The sequence below is a fragment of the Verrucomicrobium sp. genome, assembly GCA_028283855.1.
Taxonomy (GTDB): domain Bacteria; phylum Verrucomicrobiota; class Verrucomicrobiia; order Methylacidiphilales; family GAS474; genus GAS474.
The window spans coordinates 153,180-178,426 of sequence record JAPWJX010000005.1 but is presented as its reverse complement, the minus strand read 5'-3'; the positions used below and the strand labels follow the sequence as shown (position 1 = coordinate 178,426).

The following is a 25,247-nucleotide window of genomic DNA, read 5'->3' as shown; positions in this document are numbered from 1 at the left end:
TGAAAAGGGGAGCTTCGGCTCCCCTTTTCTTTGCCCATCTCCCTTTTCCAACCATGAAACTCGACATCGTCACCAAAGCGCCCGCCCGGACCGACCGGGTTGAATTCTTCCCCTCCACCGCCAAGGCCTTGCCCGGCGTTCCCGCCGCGGAGTTTTCCGGCGCGCCGCTCTCCACCCTCCTCCACCGCTCCGCCGACGGCCGCCGCACCCTCTACGTCGGCATCGGCGATCCCAAGAAAAAACCCGCCACCGCCGCCCTCCTCCGCAAGGCCGCCGGCACCGGCGTAAAGGCCCTCCTGAAAATCGGCGCGCAGGAAATCGTCCTAGCTCCCGGCAGCCACCTGCCCTACCTCTCCGCCATCGTGGAAGGCGCGCTCCTGGCCTCCTACAAGTTCGAGGTCTACAAAGCCCCCCAAGCCCGCCGGAAAAACAGCCTGCAAAATAGCTCACCGTGGCCGTGGAGCAGGGCGGCGAGTCCGCCCGCCGCCAGGCGGAGCAGAACGCCCACCAAGGCGCCATCCTGGCCCGCGCCGCCAACCTGGTGCGCGAAGTCGGCAACCTCCCCCCCAACCACATTACCCCCGCCACCCTGGCGGAGCGCGCCCGCGCGCTGGCCAAGACCCACGGCCTGGCCGTGAAAGTGTGGGACGAAAAGCAGCTCAAGCGCGAGGGCTTCGGCGGCATCCTGGCCGTCGGCCAGGGCTCGGCCAATCCGCCGCGCTTCATCTCCCTGGAATACCGGGGCAAGGGCGCGTCCAGCGCCGCCCCCTACGTCGTCGTCGGCAAGGCCATCACCTTCGACAGCGGCGGCATCAGCATCAAGCCCGGCGAGGGCATGGACGAAATGAAGTTCGACAAAATGGGCGGCGTCGCCGTCCTGGGCATCCTCCAGGCCGTCAGCGAGCTGAAGCTGCCCATCCGCGTCGTCGGCCTCATCTCCAGCGCGGAGAACATGCCCGGCTCCCGCGCCTACCGCCCCGGCGACATCGTCACCACCTACAACGGCCAGACCATCGAGGTTCTGAACACCGACGCCGAGGGCCGCATCGTCCTGGCCGACGCGCTGGCCTACGCGGTAAAGCACCTCAAGCCCAAGCTCATGTTCGACATGGCCACCCTCACCGGCGCCGTCGTCGTCGCCCTGGGCGGAGGCCGCACCGGCCTCTTCGCCACGGACGAGAAGATCCGCCAGGACCTCTGGGAAAATTCCGAGGAAGCGGGCGACCCCGCCTGGCCCCTCCCCTTCGCCGAGGAATACTCCGACCAGATCAAGAGCGACGTGGCGCTGGTGAAAAACACCGGCGGCCGCCAAGGCGGCGCCTCCACCGCGGCCTCCTTCCTCCACCACTGGACGGGCGACACGCCCTGGGTCCACCTGGACATCGCCGGCACCGCCTGGACGACCAAGGAGCTGCCCTACCTGGAAAAGGGCGCCACCGGCGCGGGCGTCCGCCTCATCACCGACTACCTCCGCCGCAAGGCCAAGTGAAAGAGGCCCAGGCCGACCGCCTGAGCGAGATCATCCTCCGCCTGCGCGCCGCCTACCCCGGCGCGCGGTGCGAGCTAGACTTCCGCACCCCGCTGGAGCTCCTCGTCGCCACCATCCTATCGGCGCAGTGCACCGACGTGCTGGTGAACAAGGTCACGCCCGCCCTCTTCCAGAAATACAAGACCGCCGCCGCCTACGCGGCCGCCCCCCTGCCCGAGCTGGAGGAAATGCTCCGCCGCATCGGCCTCTACCGCGCCAAGGCAAAGAACATCAAAAAGTGCTGCCAGGTCCTCGTCGAAAAGCACGCCGGGGAAGTGCCACGGGAGATGGACGCCCTCGTCGAGCTGGCCGGGGTGGGCAGGAAAACGGCCAACGTCGTCCTGGGCAACGCCTTCGGCATCGACGAGGGGATCGTCGTCGACACCCACGTCACGCGGCTTTCCCACCGCCTCGACCTGACCCGCCAGACCACGCCGGAGAAGATCGAAGCCGCCCTCGTCCGCCGCGTTCCCCGGCCGGAGTGGACCCTCTTCTCCCACCTCCTCATCTGGCACGGACGCCGCCGCTGCCGCGCCCAGCGTCCGGATTGCCCCCAGTGCGAGCTGCTCGACCTCTGCCCGCGCCGGGGCGTTTCTGCAAAAACGCCGCTTCAAAAAGCCTGATTCATGCATTTTGCCGCACCGGCAGCGGCGTCCTGACCCCTTCGCTTTCACAACTCCTTCCCGCGCAATGGGAATCTGGAATTGGCACGCCATGTGATCCCCAAGATTCATGACGAACGACACCCTCAACAAATACAGCGACATGCCGATCAGCGACATCGCCGCCAATGCCAAGCAAGATTTGACCCGCGAAATGGGCAATCGCATCAACCAGGCTAAGCAAGTCGCGCAGAACGCGGCCGGCACCGCCAAGGAATATGTGAAGAACAACCCCCTCAGCGCGGTGGCCATCACTCTGGGCATCGGCCTCGTCGTCGGCTTCCTGGTTTCCCGCCGGGATTAAGCCGAAGCTGATCGGAATTTCGGAACTCCAATCCGGGCCCCTTCCTGCCTTGCGGGAAGGGGCTTCTTATTGTAAGGTTCCCTCGTTAACGGGGGCGCATTGGCTTCGATTCTAGAGCGTCGCCTCCCGCTGCAAGTCGAGGACTGAACGGGTTGGCCTCGTAAAAAATCCTGTTCAAACAAATAAACGCTAACGAAGAGTTGGCTCTCGCGGCCTAATAGTGCCGCGACGTCGTTGCCCTGACTCCGGCTGGGGGACAACGGCGCCATTAGCCGGGCGGGCGTGAGAGGTGAGTGACCGACCTCCGCGCCGGCATCAATGTGGTGACTAGGTTCCGGCGGCCCGTGGCCAGGCAACGCCGGAATCCGAAACTCAAACGGCCACTAAACTTGTAGATGCGGCTGGTAGCCCGCTAGAAGACGGGGGTTCGACTCCCCCCGCCTCCACTCCCCTTCGGGGGGAGAAGATCGTCATAACGACGTTTCTTCCCCCCACCGTCGCTTGCCCTCTCCCCGAAGTCGGCTAGCCTGACAAGACGGCAATGGAAGACGCTTCCAAGATCTACACCATCGGCCGGGCCGCTTCCCAGCGGCTCTACGGGCTGCGTGGCGTGGCCATCCTCCTGGTCCTGTGGGACCATTACAACCTGCACGCGCTGCCGCTCCACCTGGGACCCGTCGGCGTCCGGCTTTTCTTCGTCCTGAGCGGTTTTCACATCACTCTTTCCTTTTGGCGGGCGCAGGAAAAAGCGGGCCTGCAGGGATCGTGGCTTCACATCCTCAAGAACTTTTATCTCAAGCGCTTCCTCCGCATCGCCCCGCTCTTTTACGGCGGGTTGCTTCTGGGCCTTTGGGCAGGCTTGCCGCAGGCGCGGGAGACAATCCGCTGGGACAGCCTGTTCCTGACCAATTTCTACGTGGTCCATGCGAATGAATGGCCCGGGGCCACGGCCCATTTCTGGTCTCTGGCCATGCAGGAGCAGTTCTACCTCCTCTGGCCGCTCCTGCTGCTGGTGGCCTGCCGCTGGTCCTTTCGGGCCACGGTGGGGCTCACCGTGGTTTGCACGCTTTTCTTCCGCTTCTATTGCGATAGCCACGGCCTCTCCCCCTATTGCAAGTGGCTGCTCTTGCCCGGCTGCTGGGATTCCTTCATGGCCGGCGCGGTGCTGGCCCATGTCTACGCAGACCCGGCGAAGCGCGCCGCCGTGGCTGCGGCGGCGCGGAAGGTGGCGCGGCCCGCTTTGTGGCTGACGCTTCCCTTTGCGGCGGGCATCACCCTTCATTTTCTCCCCGAAATGGTTCACCTCCAGTTCCTCCGGGAATCGCTGGAGGCCGTTTCCCTGGCCGCGCTGGTCTGGGCCACCTTTGACGCCCATGGCCGTTTCCCGCACCTCGACCTCCTGGTGGAGAACCGGCACCTCATCCACATCGGCAAGATCAGCTACGCCCTCTACATCTTTCAGTTCTTCTTCTTTTGCTGGCTGGGACCGAAGCTGGCCCACCACCTGCACGACCCCTTCGCCCAGGGGCTCACTTCTCATACCTTCCTGCTCCTGACTTTCCTCAGCGTGCTGTGCCTGAGTTACGGATACGAGGCCTGGGGGCGGATGCAAAAGCGCCGTTTGATCCCTGCCACCGCCTAGCGGGAAAGAGTGTCCCGCGCCTTGGGACGTTTTGACTCATCGCGCCGGATGCACTCCTTTGAAATCAAGGACTTAAGCGCGGCACAGCTTAAGCAGCTCTCCTGTCAGAGGTAACCCCTCACTAACTAAAAAGGAGAATAACACGATGAACTTAGTGCCTTACATTGCTAATCGCTTGAACGGCCACACGTCCGACCTGGCCGACTTGATGGGATGGAACTCCCCCGGCCAGTCCGCGGGCCGCTATCATGAGGACAAGGACAATTACTATGCCGAGTTCGACCTCCCCGGCGTCCGCAAGGAGGCCGTCCAGTTGAACGTCGAAGGCGAGGAATTGACCTTGGCCGCCGAGCGCGAGATCGGCTTCGGCGAGAACCGCCGGACCGTCTCCATCACCCGCGGCCTGGCGCTGCCGGAAGACGTGAACGCGGAGGCGATCCGCGCCGACTTCCAGGACGGCGTCCTGCGGCTCACCTTCCCGAAGAGGGAGGAGAGCAAGCCGAAGCAGCTCAAGATCGCCGTCAACTAAGCGGGCGCTTCCCTAAAAGCCCCGGCATCCCCGCGATGCCGGGGCTTTTTCCTGCCGGATTGCGGAACCCGCCCTTCCGGGGCAACGTGAGACGTGCACGCGCTCCTCTGCCTGCTGGGCCTTCTTCTTTCCGGGTCTTCCCTTTGGGCCCAGGCCTTTCCCTACGAGGTGCCGGACAGCATCGTCTTCTCCCTCACCTCCCCGGCCTTCAAAAACGGCGACCCGCTCACCAAGCAATACACGAAGGAAGGCGGCAACGTCAGCCTGCCCTTGAAGATCGACCACATCCCGGATCACGCCCGGAGCCTTGCCGTGGTGATGGTCGATCTGGACGGCCCGGACGGCCCCTTCACCCACTGGCTGGTCTGGAATCTGCCCCGCCAGACATGGACGATCCCGGAAAACATCCGCTTTCCCGTCCGGGTCGTGGTGGGACAAAACGACTTCGGCAACAACCGCTACGACGGCCCCGACTTAAAACCCGGCTCCGGCGTGCATCATTACGAGATCCGGGTCTACGCCCTGCACCAGATGCTCGACCTGCCGCCGGAAACCAAGCGGGAACAACTGCTGAACGCCTTCAACAACTTACTCATGGCGCAGACCGCGCTCACCGTCACTTGCGCCGCGCCGGACGCGGTGGAGGCGCCCCAGCCGCCGCCTGCTGACGGGACGAACGCTCCGGCGGCCCCGGAGAAGACCGCGTCCTCCCCCGATGCGCCGGCTTCCACGAACGCGCCGGAATCCAATGCGGCGCCCTCTTCAAAGGAAGAACCGCCGCCCGCGCCTTAGCTTTTAATCGCCTTTTTCAGTTCCGCCCGGGCGGCGGCATCCGCCTGACCCGCGGTAGTCCTGACGTGCGTCTTGCCGCCCCTCACCGTGACCCGGTAGAAAGCGCCCGGCACGGCGTCCGCGCCCTGCGGAGTCCGCACGACGAAATCGGTGACGTTCGGGTTCTTCCGGTCGATCAGGGAAAGGACCGTTCCGGAACGCAGGTTAAGCAGCGCCTTGCGCCGAGCCACGCCGTCCGCCGTCCGGGAAAACTCCAAATGCTCCAGGCGAACGGAAGTTCCCTTTTCCAGACAGGCCGCCGCGCCCGGCGTGACCAGCAGGATCGCGCGCCCGCTCCCATCGGTCCGGATCCGGGTTCCGGACGAAAGCCGCGCCCCCGCCTTCAGCGGCGCAAAAGTGCCGCCGGCGGGACAAGCCTCCACCCTTCCCTGCACGGCCTTCACCACGGCTTCCACCGGAGCGGCTTGAAGGGAAAAAAGAGGGAAAAAGAGGGCCGCTCCCAGGCACAGGATTCTCATCGCCATGATGGACTTAGGATAGCGGCCAGCCGCCGGTCAACAATCCGGATATGCACTTCCGGTGGCGAAGAGGAAGTTCTGTGCTACCCTTTGAGACCTATGAAATATTCCGCTCTTCTTCTGGCCTTGGCCATCGGGTTCATCTCGGCGGTCTCGGCGTCCGCCGCAAACCTGCAGGATCGCATTTCCGAAGCGGTCGACATCCTCTCCGCCCGCCAGCACGGCGGCCATCCCATCCCGGAGAGCATTCTGAAGAACGCCAAGGGCGTGGCCATCGTCAAGGTCAGCCAAGGCGGCCTCGTCTTCGGCGGCATCGGCGGCCAGGGCATCCTGGTCACCCGCAAACCCAGCCTGCTCGGCTCCGGCTGGAGCGCCCCCAGCGCCTTTAACCTCTCCGGCGGCACCTTCGGCGCCCAAATCGGCTTCCAGACCAAGCGCTACGTCATGGTGATCAACTCCGAGAAGGCCCTGCGCCTCTTCACGACCGAGGGCAGCGAGGTGAAGTGGGACGGCACCGCCGCGGGCACCGCGGGCGCCACCCAGCTGAAGGAGACCAACTCCCAGCTGGCCAAGCTCCCCATCATCTACTACCAGGACGTCGACGGCGTCTTCGGCGGCGCGACCTTGGGCGGCACCACCGTGGCCGTGGCGGACGACGCCAACCAGGGCTACTACGGCCCCAACGTCTGGGTGAACGACATCCTCACCGGCAAGGTGAAGGCCCCCGCCTCCAGCAAGGCGCTCTACGACGTGCTCAACGGCAAGTAAGACCCGTCTCTAACGCAAAAAGGCCCGGTCGAAAGACCGGGCCTTTTTTTGTGGGCGGATGAAATTTTCAGGCGGCGATCCGCTGCTGGTCTTGCTGGGGCTGTCCGCGCCCGCCGGGAATCACCTGCCAGTTGGAGCGGGTCGCCCCGGCCAGCTCGATTTTCGGCGCGGCCGCGTTCTCGTAATTGCGCAGGCCCACTTTGCCGTATCCAGCCAAGTCGTAACGGCCGTTCACGTCCCGGGCGCCGCCGTGGATGGTGGAACCGGTGCCGCCGTAATGCATCTCGAACATCCGCTCCAGGACCACTTTCTGGTCAGTGCTGCCCATCTGCCGGACGGCGACGTTGTAAAGGTGCGTCTGGTCCCGGACGAAGAGGCGGTCCTGGTCCTTCTTGGGGAAGAAGCGGTCCATCCCCTCCCGGACTTCCTCTTTCTCCGCCTTGGAAAGGTTGCTCTTGTCGGCGTGAACGCGGCTGATTTGGTCGAGGCGCTGAAGGAACTCGGTGCCCCCGTTGGCCGTGATGGCCTGGCGCACGTCGTCCCGCCCGCTCATGTATTGGTAGCGGCCCAGGGCGATTCCCATTTTGACGCCGGTGGGACGGCCCACCGCCTCGTAGCCATCCCGGCCCGATTCGGTAACGGAATAGGCGGCGGCCAGACGGTTAAAGTCAATCGGGACATCCTTCGGCTGAATGGCGTCCAGCTGGGTGGCCTGGATGGGAACCGAATTGCGGTTTACCGACAGCCCACGCAGTCCTGCTCCCTGGCTGGGCAAGAAGGATTGAATCAGCTGCCCCGGCTCCCCGGCGGGAGCGTAGGCCGGTGCATTGGCCTGTGGCATGAAGGCGGAAGAATCGATCTGTTGGAGCGCGTCCAGCGGCTTGCCGGAAATCAGATCAGAGTAGAACTTATCGAAATCGAGCGTCATGCCGTCTCCGCCGGCGCGGAGGGTGATGGATGGGGGAGCTTGGGCGGGCATGGCTTACTTAAGGGTAAGCATAGGCCGTTCCAGGCCTTATCCCTGCTTTACAGACGGGGTCTTTCCCGTGGGAACGGTGTGCTCTAACCACCCTCCCCCCAAGGCCTTATACAAATTCACAAGATTCTGTAAACGGGCCAGGCGAGTGCTGACCAGGTTCTGGCGGGCCGTATAAAGGGAGCGCTGCCAAATCAGGACGTTGAGGTCGCTGTCGATGCCGTTGCGGAAGCGGAGGTCGTAAAGCTTGTAGCTGTCGTCGGTGGCCTTCAGGTATTCCTCCTGGGCTTTGAGCTGATCGTCCAGGGACTTGCGGGCGGCCAAAGCGTCGGCCACTTCCCGGAAGGCGGTTTGGATGCTCTTTTGGTATTGGGCCACGTAGAGGTCCCGGTTCACTTTGGCCGCTTTCAGGTTGGCCAGGTTGACACCGCCGTCAAAGAGAGGAACGCTCACCTGGGGGGTGAAGTTCCAGGCCTGGGATCCCCCGGCAAAGAGACCGGAGAGGCCGCTGCTGGCGGTGCCGAAAGCGCCGGTCAGCGTCAGCGTGGGGAAGAAGGCCGCCCGGGCGGCTCCGATATTGGCGTTGGCGGCGATCAGGTTGTCCTCCGCGGAACGAATGTCGGGCCGGCGGCGCAGCAGATCGGAAGGAAGGCCCGCCGGAAGGGCTTCCAGCAGGGAATCGTTTTCCAGGCCGTGGTTGGCGGCCAAATAAGCCTGCACTTCGTCCGAAAAAGGTTCCCCGACAAGCAGGACCAGCAGATTCATGTCCTGGGCCACGGCCAGCTTGTTCTGCGCGATGATGAGCTTGGCCTGGCTGACGGCGGTGGCGGCCTGCTGGAAGTCCTGGGCGCTGAGGACGCCTCCCTGGAAGGCGCGCTCCTGGATGGAATAGGTTTGCCCCTGGCTGACCAGGGTTTCCTCCGCCACCTTGAGCAGCTCCCGATCGGCCAGCCAGGTGAGGTACGCGTTGGCTACCTGCGCCACCAGGCTGATCTGGGCGGTGGTCCGGCTCTCCTCCATGCCGAAGAACTGCTGGAGGGCCTGCTCCTTCAGGCTGCGGATGCGGCCAAAGAGGTCGACCTCATAGGAGGTGACGCCCACGCCGATGTTGTAGTTGTGGATGGTAAGGCCGCCGCTGCCGGCGCTGGGCAGGTAGACGGCCAAAGGCTGGCGCTGGACGGCGCCGGTGGTGGTGGCGTTGACCCCCGGATAGAGGGCCGCGGCGCGGATCTGGTACTGCGCCCGGGCCTGCTCGATGTTGAGCGCGGCCACGCGCAGGTCCCTGTTGTTTTTCAGCGCCAGCTCTACGAGCTTCTGCAGGCGCGGATCGGAGAAGAAATCACGCCAGCCGATGTCGGCGGCGGGCACGGCGATCGTGGAGGGTTCCTCCTTCTTCCCCTGCCCGTCGTCCGGCCAGAAGGCCTGGATGGAGGAGTCCGGCCGCTTATACGTGGGCGCCATGGTGCAGGCGGCCAGGAGCAGGGCGGCGGCAATAAGAGCCAGGCGGCTCATGAGCGGCCCTCCCTCTTTTCCTCCTCGTCCGCATGGGGATCGTGTCCGGCGCGGAAGGGTTTCACCTTGAAAAGCCGCAGCATGATGACGAAGAAGAGCGGCACGAAGAAGATGGCCAGGAGGGTGGCGGAGACCATGCCGCCGATGACCCCGGTGCCGATGGCGTTGCGGCCGCCGGAACCGGCGCCGGTGGAGATGGCCAAGGGCATGACGCCCAGGATGAATGCCAGCGAGGTCATGAGAATGGGGCGCAGGCGCTGGTGGGCGGCGCGCACCGTCGATTCCAACAGGTCCATGCCGGAGTCGTAGTTCTCCTTGGCGAACTCGACGATGAGGATGGCGTTCTTTGCGGAGAGGCCGATGGTCGTCAAAAGGCCGACCTGGAAGAAGACGTCGTTGGAAAGGCCGCGCAAGACGGTCGCCGCCACCGCGCCGAAGACGCCCAGCGGAACGACGAGCATGACGGCCAGAGGGATCGACCAGCTTTCATAGAGCGCCGCCAAACAGAGGAAGACGATGGCCAGGGAGACAGAGTAGAGCGCCCCGGATTGGGAACCCGCACGCCGCTCCTCGAAGGAAAGGCCGGTCCACTCATAACCGATGCCCGCGGGCAGCTTTGCGGCCAGGTCTTCCATGGTCTTCATGGCGGAGCCGGTGGAAAGGCCGGGGGCGGGCGCGCCCATGATCTCGATGGAGGGGGAGCCGTTGAAGCGTTCCAGCTTGGGGGAGCCGTAGATCCAGCTGCCGGAGGCGAAGGCGGAAAAGGGCACCATCCTGCCGGTATTGTTGCGGATGTACCATTTTCCGAAATCCTCGGGGGACATGCGGGAGGAGGGATCGCCCTGGACGAAAACGCGCTTCACGCGGCCCCGGTCGACGAAGTCGTTCACATAGGCGGAACCCCAGGCGGCGGAGAGCGTGTCGTTCACGTCCGCTACGGTCAGCCCCAGGGCGGTGGCCTTTTCCCGGTCGATGTCGAAGCGGAACTGCGGCTCGTCGCTCAGGCCGTTCGGCCGGACGCCGACGAGGCCTTTCTCCTGGGAGGCCATGCCGAGCATCTGGTTGCGCGCGGCCATGAGGGCCTCATGGCCCAGGCCGGCCCGATCGACCAGCTCGAAGTCGAAGCCGGTGGCGTTGCCCAGCTCGATCACGGCGGGCGGAGCGAAGGCGAAGGCCATGGCGTCCTTGAACTGCATGAAGCGGCCCATGGCCCGCCCCGCGATGGCGGAGACGCTGTTCTGGGCGCCGGGCCTCTCCTTCCAGTCCTTCAGGTTGACGAAGGCCAGGCCGCTGCTCTGGCCGCGGCCGCCGAAGCTAAAGCCCGCGGCGGTGAAGACGTCGGCCACGTTGTCCTTTTCCTGCGTCAGGAAGTAGGTGCGGACATCGTCCAGGACCTTTTGGGTGCGGGCCTGGGTGGCTCCCGGCGGGGTGTTCACCAGCACGAAGAGGATGCCCTGATCCTCGTCCGGCAGGAAGGAGGTGGGCAGCCGCAGGAAGAGGAAGGCCAGGCCGCCGACGATCAGGACGTAGACGAGCAGCCAGAGCACCGCGCCGCCCAGGACGCGGCGGACGCCGCTTTCATAGCTGCGGTTGGCCCGGTTGAAGGCGCGGTTGAACCAGCCGGCAAAGCCCTTCTGCCGCTCCGTGTGGCCTTTTTCCACCGGCTTGAGGAGGGTGGCGCAAAGGGCGGGGGTGAAGATGAGGGCGACCAGCACGGAAAGGCCCATCGCGGAGACGATGGTGATGGAGAACTGCCGGTAGATGACGCCGGTGGAGCCGCTGAAAAAGGCCATCGGGATGAAGACGGCGGAAAGGACCAGGGCGATGCCGACGAGGGCGCCCGTGATCTGCTCCATCGACTTGCGGGTGGCTTCCTTCGGCGTGAGGCCTTCCTCCGCCATGACGCGCTCCACGTTTTCCACGACGACGATGGCGTCGTCGACCAGGAGGCCGATGGCCAGCACCATGCCGAACATGGTCAGGGTGTTGATGGTGAATCCGGCGGCGGAAAGGATGGCGAAGGTGCCCAGGAGCACCACCGGCACGGCGATGGTGGGGATGAGGGTGGCCCGCAGGTTCTGCAGGAAGAGAAGCATGACCAGGAAGACGAGGCCGATGGCCTCCAGGAGGGTCTTCACGACTTCCTCGATCGAAATTTTCACGAAGGGCGTGGTGTCGTAAGGGAAGGCGACCTTCAGGCTGGAGGGGAAGATAGGCTGAAGCTTGTCGAGGGTCTTGTGGACGGCCTCGGCGGTTTCCAGCGCGTTGGCGCCGGAGGCCAGCTTCACGCCCAGGGCGGCGGCGGGCTTGCCGTTGTAGAGGCCGTTGATCGCGTAGGACTCCGCCCCCAGGCCGACTTTGGCCACGTCCTTCAGCCGGACCTGCGCGCCGGAAGAAAGCGTCTTAAGGAGGATGGTGCCGAATTGCTCCGGCGTCTGCAGGCGGGAAGGCCCGATGACGGTGGCGTTGAGCTGCTGCCCCTTCACGGAAGGAAGGCCGCCCAGCTCGCCCGAGGCCAGCTGCACGTTCTGCGCCTGGATGGCGGCCTGGACATCGCCGGGCGTCAGGTTGAACTCGTTGAGCTTCGCGGGATCGAGCCAGATGCGCATGGCGTACTGGGAGCCGAAGAGGAGGTAGTCGCCCACGCCGGAAGTGCGGCTGATGGGGTCCTGGACGTGGGAGGCGATGAAGTCGGCGATGTCGTCCCCCGTTCATGGTCCCGTCCTCCGAATAGAGGGCGAAGAACATGAGGAAGTTGACCGTGGCCTTTGCCACGCGCAGGCCCTGCTGCTGCACTTCCTGCGGCAGGAGCGGCGTGGCCAGCTGCAGCTTGTTCTGCACCTGCACCTGGGCGATGTCCGGATTGGTCCCCTGCTCGAAGCAGAGGGTGATGGTCATGGTGCCGTCCTTGTCGCTCTCCGAGTAGAAGTAGAGCAGGTGGTCCAGGCCGCTCATCTGCTGCTCGATCACCTGGACGACGGTGCTCTGGATCGTCTCCGCCGAGGCGCCGGGATAGGTCGCCTGAATGGAGACCGAGGGCGGCGCGATGCTGGGATACTGCGCGATGGGCAGGGTCTTAATGGCCAGACCGCCCGCCAACATGATGACGATGGCGATGACCCAGGAGAAGATCGGGCGGTCGATGAAGAAATTGACCATGCGGCGGGAGGCTTACTTGGCGGCGGGCTGGGAGGCGGCTTCCGTGGGGTTGACCACGGCGCCGGGGGCGACTTTTTGAAGGCCTTCCACGATGACGCGGTCTCCGGCGTTCAGGCCGCCGGTGATCAGCCACTTGTCGCCCATGGCGCGATCGGCCTGGATGACGCGCTGCTCCACTTTGTTCCCCTGCCCGACGACGAGGGCGGTGGGCTCCCCCTTCACGTTGTGGGTGACGCCCTGCTGGGGAACCAGGAGCGCGTGGTCGTCGTCGGCCTCCTGCACCTGGGCATGGACGAACATGCCGGGCAAAAGGACGTGCTTCGGGTTCGGAAAAACCATGCGCAGGATGACGGAGCCAGTCCCCTGATCGACGGTGGTTTCGGAAAATTCCAGGCGTCCGGGCTGGTCGTACTCGGTGCCGTCTTCCAGCACCAGCTTCACCCTCGCCTCGTTGGGGCCGGCCTTCTCCAGCTTGCCCGCGGCCATTTCCCGGCGCAGGCGCAGGAGGGTGACGCTGGGCTGGACGGCGTCGATATAGATCGGGTCGAGCTGCTGGACGATGACCAGAGTGTTCGACTGGTTGGCCGTGACCAGGGCCCCCTCCGTGACGCTGGAGCGGCCGGTGATGCCGGTGATGGGGGAAAGGACCTTCGTGTAGACCAGGTTGATCCGGGCCGTCTCCACGGAAGCCTTGCCGGAGGCCACGTCGGCCTCCGCCTGCTTTTGGGCCGCGACGGCGTTGTCATAATCCTGCTTGCTCACCGCGTAGGCGGAAACCAAGGGCTTATAGCGCTCCGCCAGGAGCGTGGCGGAGGCCAGCGTCGCCTCGGCGCGGGCCACGGAAGCCTGCGCGCTGTCCCAGGCGGCCTGATAGGGAGCAGGGTCGATCTGGTAAAGCTGGTCGTTCGCCTTCACCTCGGCGCCTTCGGTGAAGAGGCGCTTCTGGATGATGCCGTTGACCTGGGGGCGAATCTCCGCCACGCGGTAGGGATTGGCCCGCGCGGGCAGGTCCGTCATGATGGCGGCACGCTGGGGTTTCAGCGTCACCACGACGACTTCCTGCGGGGGGCGGGAACCGCCGCCCTGGGCAGCTTTCTCTTCCTTCTCGCAACCGAAGAGGACCGCTCCGAAAGCCGCGTAAACGGCCCATTTCCACACACCATTTCTCATTTCAAAGCTCCTTCGATAAATCGGATATGGGCACGCACCCGGCCTTCGACCTTCTTGTGGTCGAGCTCAGGAAACAAAAGCGGGTGAACGACCCATTGTAAAGAGTCCAAAAGGGTCTCCGCCGTGGAGGCCTCCGCGCGGGAAAATTCCCCGCCGGCGACCCCTTCCCGGACGATGCTGGCAACTACTTCCAAAAAGAACTCCCGGAAGTCCCGGATGCACTCCCAGTCTTCCTCATAAGCGTCGACCACCAGCTGGTAAATCTGCTTTTCCTTGCTGAAAATCTTCCGGTGGTAGCCGTAAAGATAGCGGACGATTTTTTCCAGCTTGCCGATGGCTTCCCCCTTCCCGTCGCGAATGCGCTCCAGCTCCTCCTGGATCTCGACCATGTTACACTCCGCGCCCTCCTCGATAAGGGCCCTCTTGGAAGGAAAGAACTTATAAATGTTCGCCGGAGACATCTTCAACTCGGCGGCAATTTCGGCCATGGAGGTCTTGGTGTAGCCGAACCGGCGGAAAAGGGCGTTGGCCGTCTCCACAATGCGGGCGCGGGTCACTTCCCGGCTGGAGCGGCTTTTCCTCATAACGAAGAGGGACTTTGTGACGAAAAAACAAAATCGTCACTATTTATTTTACGCCGTGCCGGAGGCCCAGAGGTCCAGGAAGTAAAGGCGCAGGGGCTGCCGCGCCTCCCGCAGAAAGAGCTCCACCACGTTTTTCCCCGGACGCAGACAGGAGGCGGGCACCCGCCAGGCGCGGAGCTGCTCCGGCTTGCCCAGGAGCTGCGTGTAGAAATTGGGATAAGGTTCCCCGCGCTCCGCGCTCTCGTTCAGCGCCACGCCGTTGATCCGCGCCTCCCAACGGCTCTCCCCCAGGGAGTCCTGCCCCTGGACGCGGAGACCGCCGGTCCCCACCCAGCCGCCCGACGGCGGGGCCAAGTCCAGCGGGAACGACGCCGTCTCCCCCGGCTTGACCGTGCGGGGAATGGGAAGGGTCATCCCGCTGTCCTTCCAGCTGGGCCCCAGGAAATAGTGCTGCGGCTGGCGGGCCAGCCAGGCCTTGTCGCGGAGGTGCGGCAGGATGAGGAAAGGCGGCTCGCTGAAAGGCCCGCGGTAGGGCTCCCCGTATTCCCGGTAGTAGGCGAAGTTGAAAAGGCTCACCCCGTCCGCCCCTTCCGCGTAGGCCAGGTGGGCCGTGGTGTAGAATTGCTCCGGCGTCGTCCGGCGGTCCTGACGGCTGTCGTACCCCTTTCCCACCGGCTTTCCGGCCCAGGTGACGTGAGTCATTTCGTCATAGAGGGCGACGCCCGGCACCTGCTTGCGGATGGCGGGCAAGTCGGTCTGCTGGACGGTGAAGTAGCTGGCGGAGAGGTTGGCCATGTCGAGCCCCGCCTCCGCCATGGCGGCCAGGTCGATTCCCATCCCGTCCCAGGCGGCGACATAGGCGGGGACGCGCGCGCAAAGCCAGCGGCGCTTCCCCTGGCGCGCCGTCCGGTCCAGCAGCGCCCGCACCCGCCCGACGAAGGCCGTCATGATCTCCCGGCGCTGTGCGCTCGTCGTCTCCGCGGCGCGGAAAAAACTGAAATAGCGCATGTAGTCGAGTTCCAACCCCTCCAGGTCGTAATTCTCGCAAAGCTCTTGAATAAGGGAGAAGACCCGCTCCCGCACCTCCGGGATCGCCCAATTGAGGACGCGCTGCTTCCAATCGTGCAGATCCGGGCCCAGCCGGTATTCGGGATGGTCCCGGTAAAAGGGGGTCAGCGCCTGCTGCGCGTTAACGTCGACCTTCTCCCCCCGCTTGGCATCGACCCATTCCAGGTGGTGCCCGTCGTTAAGCCGAAAGGAGATGAACGGCGCCTGGCCGCGCAGACGGCAGCGGTCGATGAAGACCTGGACGTAATCGCCGCCGCCCAGGAGATATTTCCCGCAGCTGTCCGGCCCCTTCCCGTAGGTTTCCTCAAACCAGCGGTAATGCTCCGCCGCGGGATAAATCTTGCTCCTCCACCACGGCACCCAGCCCTTCGCGGGCTGGAGGAAATGGGCGTCGACGCCCAGTCCCGCAACCTCGTCCACGGAAGCCTCCAGCATCTCCGGGCGGAACCCCTCCCCTTTCCGGTGAAAGGGACTGACACAGGTCAGAAGATTCGTCAGGTCGTTGCTGTAAAGAAGCCGGAACGGCGCGCGGTCCGCCGCTTCCGCCCGCAACGGATAGGGAAAAGACGAAAGGGCTAAAGCCCCTCCTGCAAGGGAAATAAATTGCCGCCGATTCATTCCCATTGCGGCATTCATGGCGCGAAAACGCGCGGACAGGGAGGGATTCGAACCCTCGAACGGGTTTAAGCCGTTACACGCTTTCCAGGCGAGCCCATTAAACCACTCTGGCACCTGTCCTTTGCGAGGGGGGGAGTTAAGCAAGATTCCGCCCGGGCGCAAAGACCCATTTTTTATCCACCCCAGTGGCATGGCTCGCTTTCCAGCCGTTGACAAAAAAAGAGGGCCGCACTACGGTCCGCCTCATACGGACGGCAGACGCCGATTCCGCGTAAGCGTTAACGTTAGCCAACGCATTTACCGCCAGGCTTCCCCAAAAAGAGGCCCGGCCAAATGCGAGGTTTTTTATGACGACTGCTGCGCGGATCAATTCCCCCCGTTCTCCCCAAACGCCATGGGGGCTCTACCTGGGCATCGTGCTCATCGGCGCAAATCTGCGCGCCCCCATCACCAGCCTGGGCCCGGTGCTTCCGGAAATCCAAGACTCACTGAGCTTGGGCGGCTTCGGCGCAGGATTATTGCACGCCCTTCCCCTTCTCCTTTTCGCGCTCCTGTCTTTGGCTGCGCCGCGGGCGGGCCGCCGGTACGGTCTGGAGCGGATCTTAGCCGGCGCGGTGGCCGTCATCTTGGCCGGCACGGTCCTGCGCTCGCTTCCTTTTCCCGGCCTGATCTGGATCGGAACCGGCTTGATTGGCGCGGGCATCGCCTTCGGCAATGTGCTGCTGCCAGGCCTGGTAAAACGGGAGTTTCCCGCGCGGGCTGCCGGGCTCATCGGCCTGTACGCGGCGGCCATGGCCGGATGCGCGGGCCTGGCCGCGGGCCTCGCCGGACCGATTTCCCATTTGCCGGGATCAAGCTGGCGCTGGGCGATCGGCTGCTGGGCGGCTCTGGCGCTCGTCACGTTGATGGTGTGGCTGCCGCAGGGGCGCAAGCGCCAACACCACCTGGCCGACGCGGCTCCGGAAACCCGGGGGCATACCTCGCCCTGGCGGCATCCAATCGGCTGGCAGGTATCCCTCTTCTTCGCCATGCACTCCCTGGTGTTTTATTCCATCGTGGATTGGTATGCCTCCTACGCCGCTTCGGCGGGCATCGCCGCGGACGCCGCCGGGATTTACCTGCTTTTTTATCAAGTCATTGCCATAGGCTCCAATCTGGGTAGCGCCTCCCTCATTAAGAAGCTCGGGGACCAAAGGCTGCTGGGCCTTGCCTGCGGCTTATTCCTCCTCGCAGGGACGTTAGGGATGCTTTGGTCCCCCGCCCATTCACTGCTCTGGCTGGCCAGCGCCGGGTTGGGAGCAGGAATCGCCCTGGTGACTAATCTTTCCCTGTTTGCCTTGAGAACCCGCAACCACCACCAGGCCGCGCGGCTTTCCGGCATGGCTCAGTTCATCGGCTATGCGGGCGGCGCGGCGGGCCCATTGTTGGTCGGCATTCTTCACGACGCCACCCATGGATGGTCCTGGCCGCTGGGAATGCTTGTCATTGCCAGCGGCCTGGCGGGCGTTTTCGCGACGCTGGCCGGCCGGCCCCGTTTTATTGAGTAAAGCCGGGTCTCCGGCTTTATCCGGCGATCAAGCCTTCGATGGCCAGGGCTGCGCGCTCCGTCGCCAGGGCCGTGTCGACGTTCTGAGAAAGGGAGGCGTGCAGCCCTTCCAGGCTGCGCAGGGTCTGGAGGGTCTCCGTGGAAGGGGAGGCCCCCTCTGCCCGCGACCGCTCCCAGACGGCCTTTTGCAGGGAGCCCAGGAGGCGCTGGCGGGCCAGAAGGAATTCCCCCTCCAGCAGGGCCTTGGCGGTCCCCTCTTCTTCCTCGTCCTCGGCAGGCTCGATCGAGGCCTCGATTTCTTCCCGCAGCTCCTGGCAGCGGCGGCCGAAGAGGGCGGCCCGGGCGTAGGCGCGCAGGGGGCCGGGCTTTACGTAGCCGAACCAGGTTTCCAGGAATTTCCGGTCCCCTTCAGAAAGGGCCTCGGCCTCCCCCTCGTCCTTCAGGCTCAGGCGGACGCAACGGGAAAGGATGGTGGGGAGAATGAGCTGGGGCGCGTTGCTGGTGAGGAGGATGAGGGTGTCCTCCTGCGGCTCTTCCAAGGTCTTGAGGAAGGCGTTGGCCGCTTCCGAGCCGCCGATGCACATCCGCTCGGCCTCGCAGATGAGGGCCACTTTACGGCCTCCGGCGTAGGACTTGAGCTGAAGGTTCTTTTCCAAATCGCGCATCTGCTCAATGCGGATGCGGCGGGATTTGGAGCCGGGCTCGACGCAGTGAAAGTCGGGATGCTTTTCCGGCGGGGCCTTCAGGACGGCGGCGGCCAGTTCCTCCGCCAAGCGGCGCAGGGCGGCGCGGTCTCCCCCCTGCAGTAGGTAGGCGTGGGCCATCCGGCCGGAGGCGACGGCCTCCCGGAAACGCGCGGCGATCTGGCTAGAGGGAAAAGGCATGGGAGACTTCTTTCCAAATCACCTCAAAAACGGCGGCGGCCGCCTCCGTGGTGTCGATGGTGCGGATGCGGTCGGGCTCCGCCTGGGCCAGGGAAAGGAAACCGTCCCGGACCTTGGCAAAGAAGGCGCTCCCTTCCTTCTCGATCCGATCGACGGGCTGCGGGCGGCGGCGGATGCGGCGCGAAGCCACCTTCGGATCAAGGTCGAGGAGGAAGGTGAGGCCGGGCTTCAAACCGCCGGTGGCGAACTCGACGACCTGCCGGACCGTCTCCATGCCCAATCCGCGGGCGATGCCCTGGTAGACGACGGAGGAGTCGCCGAAGCGGTCGCTCAGGACCCAGGCTCCGGAGTCGAGGGCGGGGAGTATTTCCTTGCGGACCAATTCGGCGCGGCTGGCGTTGAAGAGGAGCAGCTCGGCCTCGGCGGCCATGTTCTGGCCTTCGCGCGCGTGCTTGAGGAGGTGGCGGATCGCCTCTCCCAGGAGAGTGCCGCCCGGCTCGCGCGTGAGGAGGACGGTTTCCCCGCGCTGTTCTAGACGCTCGCGCAGGAGGGCGATCTGGGTCGTCTTTCCGCACCCCTCCGATCCCTCGAAGCTGATGAAGCGGCGGCGGGTCATTTCTTGACCAGTTCCTGCCCCTTGGCGCTGTCGCGCACGGACCAGCCGAGGCGGTCGAGCTCGCCGCGCAATTCGTCGCTCTTCTTCCAGTCTTTCGCCTGGCGGGCGGCGAGGCGCGCGTCGGCCAGGGACTGGATCTCGACGGGGACTTCCACGGCCTTCTCGCCCAGGCCCAGGACGGAATCGACCCGCTTCCAGATCGCGGGCAGGTCGGGCAGGGGCTGCCCCTGGTCGATCAGGCGGTTCGTCTCGTGGATGAAGTCGAAGAAGTGGCCGAGGGCGCCGGAGATGTTCAGGTCGTCGGCGAAGGCGGCGGTGAATTTCTCCAGGAAGGCCGCGCCCACGGCGGCGTCCCCCTGAAAGGAGGCGGCGGGCAGCGCCTGCCAGCGGCCCAGCCAGTTGTCGATCCGGCCCAGGGCCTGCCGCGCGGCGGCGACGCCTTCCCAGGTGAAGTTGAGGGTCTGGCGGTAGTGGGTGCCCAGGAGGACGTAGCGCAGTTCCCGGCCGGTGTAGCCGCGGGCCAGCACGTCGCGGACGGTGAAGAGGTTGCCCAAGGACTTGGACATTTTCTGCCCGTCGACCATGAGGTGCGCGCAGTGGCCCCAGCAGCGGACGAAGGGCTTGCCCGTGGCCCCCTCGCTCTGGGCGATCTCGTTCTCATGGTGGGGGAAGAGGAGGTCGATCCCGGCGCAGTGGAGGTCCAGCTCCGGCCCCAGGAGCGCCATGCTCATGGCGGAACACTCGATATGCCAGCCGGGCCGGCCCTTCCCCCAGGGGGAGTCCCAGGCCACGTCGCCGTCTTCCGCCACCCAGGCCTTCCAGAGGACGAAGTCGCCGTAGGCTTCCTTTTGGTATTCGTCCTGGGCGACGCGGGCGCCGGCCTTCAGGCCGTCCTTGTCCAGGCGGGAGAGCTTCCCGTAATCGGGCAGGGCGGCGATGCGGAAGTAGACGGAGCCGTCCTCGGACCGGTAGGCCAGGCCCTTTTCCAGGAGCGTCTCCACCAGGGCGATCATCTGCGGGATATAGTCGGTGGCGCGCGGCTGGGCGTCCTGGGGGTCGATGCGCAGCGTGGCCATGTCTTCCCGGAAGGCGGCGATGAACTTGTCGGTGAAGGCGCCCAGGGGGACGCCCGCCTCGCGGGAGCCGCGGATCGTCTTGTCGTCCACGTCGGTAAAGTTCATCACGCTCTTCACCTCGAAGCCGAAGAAACGGAGGACGCGCCGCAGCAGGTCGCCGTAGAGGAAGGAGCGGAAATTGCCGATGTGGGCGTAGTTGTAGACCGTCGGCCCGCAGGCGTACATGGAGACGCGCTTCGGGTCGCGCGGCTGGAAGGGCTCGACCGCGCGGCTCTGGGAATTGTAGAGGCGCAGGGCCGTCCCGCTCATCGGTCTGCCTTTTCGGAGACGGAGGCCACGGCCATGGCCGCGATCCCCTCCCCGCGCCCGATGAAGCCCATCAGCTCGTTCGTCGTCGCCTTCACGCCGACGCGCTCCGGGGCGATCCCCAGCGCGGTGCCCATGCGCTCCTTCATCTCCGCCAGGTAGGGGCCGATCTTGGGAGCCTCGGAAATCAGGGAGGAATCGACGTTCTCCAGGACAAGGCCCTTCGACTGGAGCATGGAGGCGATCTCCCGCAGGAAGACCAGGCTGCTCACGCCGCGCCAGCGCTCGTCGTTGTTCGGGAAATGGTGGCCGATGTCGGCCTCGCCGATCGCGCCCAGGATGGCGTCGGCGATGGCGTGGATGAGGACGTCGGCGTCCGAATGGCCGTCGAGGCCCTTCTCATAGGGGATTTCGACCCCGCCGAGGAAAAGTTTCCGTCCCGTCACCAGCTGGTGAACGTCATATCCAATGCCAACACGCGCCATAGAGGGGGGTAATGCTTCTAAAACCAAAGCCGGGCGTAAAGCAGCAAAAAGAGGAGGATCCCCAGGCCAAAGAGATAGCGAAAATAAAAGAGAGGCAGGACCAGGGGCCGCCGCCGGAGAAGGGCCCAGGCCGCCCAGCCGATTCCGAAGGCCAGATGGGCCCAGTAAAGGAGGGCCACGGGCTTGCGGAAGGCCTCTCCGGAAGGGAGCACCAGGGACGCCGCCAGGAACCCGGCGAAAAACATCCCGTCGGCCACCAGGAAGATGGCCAGGGCCAGCCTACCCGCGGGCGGCGTCATAAGCCATCAGGCCCAAAAGGAGCGGCAGATAGATGATGGAGGTGAAAAAAAGCTGCCGCGCGCGGCCGTCGCCCGGCTGGCGGGAGAACTGCCATGCCTTGAAGCAGAAGAAGAGGCCCAGGATCAGCGCCCCCCAGAAATAGACCGGGCCCGCCAGACGGACCAGGGAAGGCAGGAGCGCCACCGGCAGGAGCGCCGTGGCGGTGAGGAAGGATTGCCGCCCGGTCTGCGCCCCGTGGGGATCGTCCGCCGTCAGCATCTTGAAGCCCGCGTCCCGATATTGCGCCCGGTACATCCACGCGATGGCCAGGAAGTGGGGCAGCTGCCAGAAAAAGAGGATGGCGAAGAGAAGCGCCGCCTCCAGCCCCAGTTTGTTCTCCACCGCCGTGTAGCCGATGACCGGCGGGATCGCGCCGGGGATGGCGCCGACGAAGGTGTTGAGCGTCGTCGTCCGCTTCATCGGCGTGTAGACCAGGACGTAGGAGGCCAGCGTCACCGCCGCCAGGAGGCAGGAGAGGAGGTTCACCGCCACCGCCAGCTCCACCAGTCCCAGGACGCCCACGACCAGGGCGCCGAAGAGAACCGTATCGGCCCGGCGGCGGCGCGCCGCCAGGGGGCGGTCCGCCGTGCGGGGCATGCGGCTGTCGTGCTCCCGCTCCACCAGCTGGTTGAGCGCCGAGGCGGAGGCGGCCACCAGGGCCGTGCCCAGCAGGGTGTGGAAGAGGAGCCGCCCGTCCACCGCGCCCGGCGCGGCCAGGTAGAAGCCCGCCAGGGTGGTCACCAGCACCATGAAGGTGAGCCGGGCCTTGGCCAGCTCCATGACGTCGGAGAACCAGCTGGGCTGAGGCTCTGCGGCGGGGACGGCCGTTTCCTTCATCGTGCGGGAGTCAAATCAAGCCTCGACGGCAACGGCGGAGCGCCGCCAGCGGCTGACCAGGGCTGCCATGGTGGAGCCGGTGAGAAGGAGCGCCGCCCCGGTGACGACGTGCAGCGTGGCGACGAGCGGGCTCTTCCCGCTCCAGATCACCGCCGCGCCCAGGGCGATCTGCATGAAGATGAGGAAAAGCCAGAAAACGGCCAGGTTCCGCAGGACGTCGGGGCTTTGGCGGCAGCGCAGGACGGCCAAGCCGCAAAAGACGACGCCGAAGAAGATGATATAGGCCAGCATCCGGTGGGTCATCTGCAGGTGGATCTGCATGATCGTGGTGGGAGCCTGGCCGGCGGCGGCGCGGGCGGCGTTGATCTCCGGCAGATTGGCCTTGTTCACGTGGGGCCAGAAATGGTGGTAGGCGGTGGGGAAGTCCGGGATGGAAAGCCCCGCGTGCTGGTGGCGCATCACCGCGCCCAGGATGAGCTGGATAAAGATGAGCCCGGCCACCAGGTGAATGCCCCGCTGCCAGCGGCGCGGGAGGCGCTCCGCGTGCGGCGGCGGCGTCAGCCAGCTGCCGGTGTAGGCCAGCGCGATGAGCCCCGTGACGACTAGGAAGAGCTGTCCGAGGACGGCGTGGGGAATGCCGAAGTCGTTCAGCCGCCAGACGACGCGCAGGCCGCCGACCACCCCCTGCAGGATGACCAGCCCCAGGGCGACGAAGCCGAGGTTCCGCAGCCAGCGGCGCGATTCGCGGACGCCCATCCAGATGGCCAGGACGACCGTGAGGAGGCCGACGCCCGAGGCGACGAGGCGGTGGGAGTGCTCGTAGAAGATGCCCCCGACCCACTTTTGGTAGGGAAAGGTGAACATGTTCTGGTGGAAGCTCGTGGGCCAGTCGGGGACGGTCATCCCGGCCTCATGGCTGGTGACCAGCGCGCCGACGGTGATGAGGAAAAGCACCGCGCCGACAACGAAGCCGCTGTAAATGCGGAGGCCCGGAGGCGGCGTATACGGGGCGGAGGCGGCGGCAGGCTCGGAAAGGGTCGTGCTCATGAGTCGTTTTGGGGGCGGTAATCGCTCGAGGGGTGGAGACTATATTCGTAGGGTCCCCGGGTGACGAGGGGGATTTTCTCGAAATTCCCCGGGGGCGGCGGCGACGGGCAGGCCCATTCCAGGGTGGCCGCGCGCCAGGGATTCGGCCCGGCGGGCGCCCCGTGCCGCAAGCTGCGGAAGAAATTCACGACGAAGGGAATCTGAGCCAGGCCCAACCCCACCGCGCCGAGGGTGCAGAGCTGGTTGATCGGCTGGAGGCTGACCAGGTGCTCGTAGAGCAGCGGGTCGGAAATGCGGCGCATCATCCCTCCCAGGCCCAGGAAGTGCATGGGGAAAAAAGTCAGGTTGAAAAAGGCCAGCGTCAGGCCGAAGTGGAGACGCCCCAGAAAGGGGTCCATCATCCGGCCGAACATCTTCGGATACCAATAGGCGATCCCCGCGAAGACGCCGAAGAGGCTCCCCCCGAAGAGGACGTAGTGGATATGGGCCACGATGAAGTAGGTGTGGTGGACGAAGAGGTCGACCGGCGTCGAGGCCATGAAGATGCCGGAGAGCCCCCCGATGACGAAGAGAGTGACGAAGCCGAGCGCGTAGAGCATCGGCAGCGCGAATTCGATCGAGCCGCCCCAGACCGTCCCCATCCAGTTAAAGGTCTTGATGCCGGAGGGCACCGCGATGAGCAGCGTGGAGAGGGAAAACGTGGCCGCCAGCACCAGGCTCATGCCGCTGACGAACATGTGGTGCCCCCAGACCAGGAAGCCCAGCAGGGCGATGGCGATCATCGCCCAGACCATCGCCCGGTAGCCGAAGACCGGCTTCCGCGCGAAGACCGGCAAAACCTCCGAGACGATGCCCATGGCGGGCAGGATGAGGATGTAGACCTCCGGATGGGCGAAGAACCAGAAGAGGTGCTGCCAGAGGAGCGGCTGGCCGCCCCGGGCCGCGTCGAAGAAGGCGGTGCCGCAGTCGAGGTCGAGCACCAGCATGACCAGCGCCGCCTGGAGGACCGGCGCGGCCACCACCACCAGGACGGAGGAGACGGCGACCGACCAAGTGAAAAGTGGCATCCGGAAAAACGCCATTCCCGGCGCGCGGGAAAGGACCACCGTGGCCAGGAGGTTGACCGCCCCGCAAAGGGAGCCGGTGACGTTGAGGAAGACCGCCACGCACCAGCAGGTCTGGCCGACCTGGGTCAGGTTGTATCGGGCCAGCGTGCTCAGCGGGGCGTAGGAGGTCCAGCCCGCCTGCGCTCCTCCGCCCGGCACCCAAAAGCTGGCCAGCAGCACCGCGCCGGAGGCCGCGTAGAGCCAATAGGAAAGGACGCCCAAACGGGGAAAGAGCAACCCCCGCGCGCCGATCTGAAGCGGCACCACGTAGTTGCCGAAAGCCCCCAAAAGGAGCGGCATGACGACCAGGAAGACCATGACCGTGGAGTGCATGGTCAGGATCATGTGGTAGGTCGCCGCCGTCATGAGGTGCTCCCGGGGAAAGGCGACCTGCCAGCGCATGACGATGGCCAGGAGCCCGCCGAAAAGGAGGAATCCCAGGCTGGTCCAAAGGTAGCGGAGGCCCAGCTGCTTGTGGTCCGGCGCGCTCATCGTTTGGCTTCCTTATACCACGCGTCGAACTCCGCCTGCGGCAGGACGCGCAGATGGCCCTGCATCAGCTCGTGCCCCGCGCCGCAGAGCTGGCTGCAGGAGATGGAGAAGCGGCCCGGCCTCTCCGCGGTAAAGGAAACCCAGTCGATCGTCCGGCCCGGGACAAGGTCCTGGTAAAGGCGGAACTCCGGGATGTAGAGGGAATGGATCACGTCCCGGGAGGTCAGGTGCAGGTGGACCGGGCGGCCGACGGGGACGACCATCTCGTTATGCAGCGTCCGGCCCGTCTCCGGGTAATGGATCACCCAGTCGTATTGCTCCGCCATCACCTCCACCTGGAGCGCCCCGGCGTCCGGGGGCGGCGTCTGCAGCTTCTTCCACAGCCCCTCCCCCCAGACGAAGAGGCCCAGAAAAATGAGCGTCGTCACCAGCGTCCAGGCGATCTCCGCGCCCAGGTGGCCCGTGGTAGGCCGGGCCGCCACCCCGTCCCGCCTCCGGTAACGGTAAAGGCTGTAAAAGAAAATCCCCTGCGTGAGGACAAAGACCGCCCCCGTCAGACCCGCGATGAAGAGGAGCAGCGCGTCGATCTCATGGGCGCCCGCCGTCACGGCGGGCGGCAGGCCCCAGATGTGGGTCGTGCGGATTTCGGCAAAGAGCGGCATCGCGGAAGGCCTTCCATACAA

General features: G+C 65.3%; 25 protein-coding genes, 1 tRNA gene, 1 other RNA gene and 1 pseudogene. 10 read left to right on the top strand and 18 right to left on the bottom strand.

From position 1 onward, the window contains the following. The first annotated feature begins 53 nt into the window (after positions 1–53). The 8 genes from PW734_10460 to PW734_10425 all read left to right on the top strand — a co-directional run bounded on the left by PW734_10460 (position 54) and on the right by PW734_10425 (position 5,457). On the top strand, positions 54–638 hold the full coding sequence (locus PW734_10460) for a M17 family peptidase N-terminal domain-containing protein (GenBank protein ID MDE1171610.1): 585 nt from the start codon (positions 54–56) through the stop codon (positions 636–638). After that, positions 521–1,489, top strand: a complete 969-nt coding sequence (locus tag PW734_10455; protein ID MDE1171609.1) for a leucyl aminopeptidase — start codon at positions 521–523, stop codon at positions 1,487–1,489. Before PW734_10460 ends, PW734_10455 begins: the two co-directional genes overlap by 118 nt. After that, a complete protein-coding gene (nth, locus tag PW734_10450; protein ID MDE1171608.1) occupies positions 1,486–2,151 on the top strand; it encodes an endonuclease III in 666 nt (221 codons plus the stop codon). The genes PW734_10455 and nth overlap by 4 nt, the downstream gene beginning before the upstream one ends. Before the next feature lie 109 nt (positions 2,152–2,260). Continuing rightward, on the top strand, positions 2,261–2,494 hold the full coding sequence (locus tag PW734_10445; protein ID MDE1171607.1) for a hypothetical protein: 234 nt from the start codon (positions 2,261–2,263) through the stop codon (positions 2,492–2,494). Between the two features lie 90 nt (positions 2,495–2,584). Continuing rightward, positions 2,585–2,943: a transfer-messenger RNA gene (ssrA, locus tag PW734_10440) on the top strand. 92 nt (positions 2,944–3,035) lie between these two features. Further along, positions 3,036–4,136: an acyltransferase gene (locus PW734_10435; GenBank protein ID MDE1171606.1), complete on the top strand. Its 1,101-nt coding sequence runs from the start codon at positions 3,036–3,038 to the stop codon at positions 4,134–4,136. 145 nt (positions 4,137–4,281) lie between these two features. Then, on the top strand, positions 4,282–4,665 hold the full coding sequence (locus tag PW734_10430) for an Hsp20/alpha crystallin family protein (protein MDE1171605.1): 384 nt from the start codon (positions 4,282–4,284) through the stop codon (positions 4,663–4,665). A 93-nt stretch (positions 4,666–4,758) separates the two neighbouring features. Beyond that, a complete protein-coding gene (locus tag PW734_10425) occupies positions 4,759–5,457 on the top strand; it encodes a YbhB/YbcL family Raf kinase inhibitor-like protein (protein ID MDE1171604.1) in 699 nt (232 codons plus the stop codon). On the opposite strand, the gene PW734_10420 is transcribed toward PW734_10425, so the two are convergent. After that, on the bottom strand, positions 5,454–5,981 hold the full coding sequence (locus tag PW734_10420; GenBank protein ID MDE1171603.1) for a FecR domain-containing protein: 528 nt from the start codon (positions 5,979–5,981) through the stop codon (positions 5,454–5,456). The genes PW734_10425 and PW734_10420 overlap by 4 nt on opposite strands. Before the next feature lie 93 nt (positions 5,982–6,074). On the opposite strand from PW734_10420, the gene PW734_10415 reads away from it, so the two are divergent. Then, positions 6,075–6,743, top strand: coding sequence for a lipid-binding SYLF domain-containing protein (locus PW734_10415; GenBank protein ID MDE1171602.1), 669 nt, complete (start codon positions 6,075–6,077; stop codon positions 6,741–6,743). Between the two features lie 67 nt (positions 6,744–6,810). On the opposite strand, the gene PW734_10410 is transcribed toward PW734_10415, so the two are convergent. The 8 genes and pseudogenes from PW734_10410 to PW734_10375 form a co-directional block, all read right to left on the bottom strand. Further along, complete coding sequence (locus PW734_10410; GenBank protein MDE1171601.1) at positions 6,811–7,722, bottom strand: hypothetical protein; 912 nt, start codon at positions 7,720–7,722, stop codon at positions 6,811–6,813. A 36-nt stretch (positions 7,723–7,758) separates the two neighbouring features. Further along, positions 7,759–9,231 (bottom strand): efflux transporter outer membrane subunit, encoded by a 1,473-nt coding sequence (locus PW734_10405; protein MDE1171600.1) that lies wholly within the window; start codon positions 9,229–9,231, stop codon positions 7,759–7,761. Next, positions 9,228–11,876, bottom strand: a complete 2,649-nt coding sequence (locus tag PW734_10400; GenBank protein MDE1171599.1) for an efflux RND transporter permease subunit — start codon at positions 11,874–11,876, stop codon at positions 9,228–9,230. The genes PW734_10405 and PW734_10400 overlap by 4 nt, the downstream gene beginning before the upstream one ends. A 118-nt stretch (positions 11,877–11,994) precedes the next feature. Then, positions 11,995–12,333: pseudogene (locus PW734_10395) on the bottom strand (efflux RND transporter permease subunit). Between the two features lie 69 nt (positions 12,334–12,402). After that, complete coding sequence (locus tag PW734_10390; protein ID MDE1171598.1) at positions 12,403–13,548, bottom strand: efflux RND transporter periplasmic adaptor subunit; 1,146 nt, start codon at positions 13,546–13,548, stop codon at positions 12,403–12,405. Between the two features lie 8 nt (positions 13,549–13,556). After that, entirely contained in the window at positions 13,557–14,144 is a 588-nt protein-coding gene (locus tag PW734_10385) for a TetR/AcrR family transcriptional regulator (protein ID MDE1171597.1), read from the bottom strand. Between the two features lie 48 nt (positions 14,145–14,192). Continuing rightward, positions 14,193–15,764: a hypothetical protein gene (locus PW734_10380; protein ID MDE1171596.1), complete on the bottom strand. Its 1,572-nt coding sequence runs from the start codon at positions 15,762–15,764 to the stop codon at positions 14,193–14,195. 98 nt (positions 15,765–15,862) lie between these two features. Then, positions 15,863–15,950 (bottom strand) — tRNA-Ser (locus PW734_10375). 227 nt (positions 15,951–16,177) lie between these two features. On the opposite strand from PW734_10375, the gene PW734_10370 reads away from it, so the two are divergent. Further along, entirely contained in the window at positions 16,178–17,377 is a 1,200-nt protein-coding gene (locus tag PW734_10370) for an MFS transporter (GenBank protein MDE1171595.1), read from the top strand. A gap of 16 nt (positions 17,378–17,393) precedes the next feature. Here PW734_10370 and PW734_10365 read toward each other — a convergent pair whose 3' ends face one another. From PW734_10365 to coxB, 9 genes are read right to left on the bottom strand one after another with little or no spacing between them, the layout of a single operon-like run. Next, positions 17,394–18,260 (bottom strand): hypothetical protein, encoded by an 867-nt coding sequence (locus PW734_10365; protein ID MDE1171594.1) that lies wholly within the window; start codon positions 18,258–18,260, stop codon positions 17,394–17,396. Further along, positions 18,244–18,876, bottom strand: a complete 633-nt coding sequence (tmk, locus tag PW734_10360) for a dTMP kinase (protein ID MDE1171593.1) — start codon at positions 18,874–18,876, stop codon at positions 18,244–18,246. Before tmk ends, PW734_10365 begins: the two co-directional genes overlap by 17 nt. Then, a complete protein-coding gene (gene cysS / locus PW734_10355) occupies positions 18,873–20,261 on the bottom strand; it encodes a cysteine--tRNA ligase (GenBank protein ID MDE1171592.1) in 1,389 nt (462 codons plus the stop codon). Before cysS ends, tmk begins: the two co-directional genes overlap by 4 nt. Then, positions 20,258–20,743: a 2-C-methyl-D-erythritol 2,4-cyclodiphosphate synthase gene (gene ispF / locus PW734_10350; GenBank protein ID MDE1171591.1), complete on the bottom strand. Its 486-nt coding sequence runs from the start codon at positions 20,741–20,743 to the stop codon at positions 20,258–20,260. The genes cysS and ispF overlap by 4 nt, the downstream gene beginning before the upstream one ends. A 17-nt stretch (positions 20,744–20,760) precedes the next feature. Continuing rightward, complete coding sequence (locus PW734_10345) at positions 20,761–21,042, bottom strand: hypothetical protein (protein ID MDE1171590.1); 282 nt, start codon at positions 21,040–21,042, stop codon at positions 20,761–20,763. Beyond that, on the bottom strand, positions 21,023–21,919 hold the full coding sequence (gene cyoE / locus PW734_10340; protein MDE1171589.1) for a heme o synthase: 897 nt from the start codon (positions 21,917–21,919) through the stop codon (positions 21,023–21,025). The genes PW734_10345 and cyoE overlap by 20 nt, the downstream gene beginning before the upstream one ends. 15 nt (positions 21,920–21,934) lie before the next feature. Further along, positions 21,935–22,966, bottom strand: coding sequence for a COX15/CtaA family protein (locus PW734_10335; protein ID MDE1171588.1), 1,032 nt, complete (start codon positions 22,964–22,966; stop codon positions 21,935–21,937). Next, the gene (locus PW734_10330; protein ID MDE1171587.1) at positions 22,963–24,564 is read right to left on the bottom strand and encodes a cbb3-type cytochrome c oxidase subunit I; all 1,602 of its coding nucleotides are present in this window, start codon (positions 24,562–24,564) and stop codon (positions 22,963–22,965) included. Before PW734_10330 ends, PW734_10335 begins: the two co-directional genes overlap by 4 nt. After that, positions 24,561–25,226: a cytochrome c oxidase subunit II gene (coxB, locus tag PW734_10325; protein MDE1171586.1), complete on the bottom strand. Its 666-nt coding sequence runs from the start codon at positions 25,224–25,226 to the stop codon at positions 24,561–24,563. The genes PW734_10330 and coxB overlap by 4 nt, the downstream gene beginning before the upstream one ends. Positions 25,227–25,247: the final 21 nt, after the last annotated feature.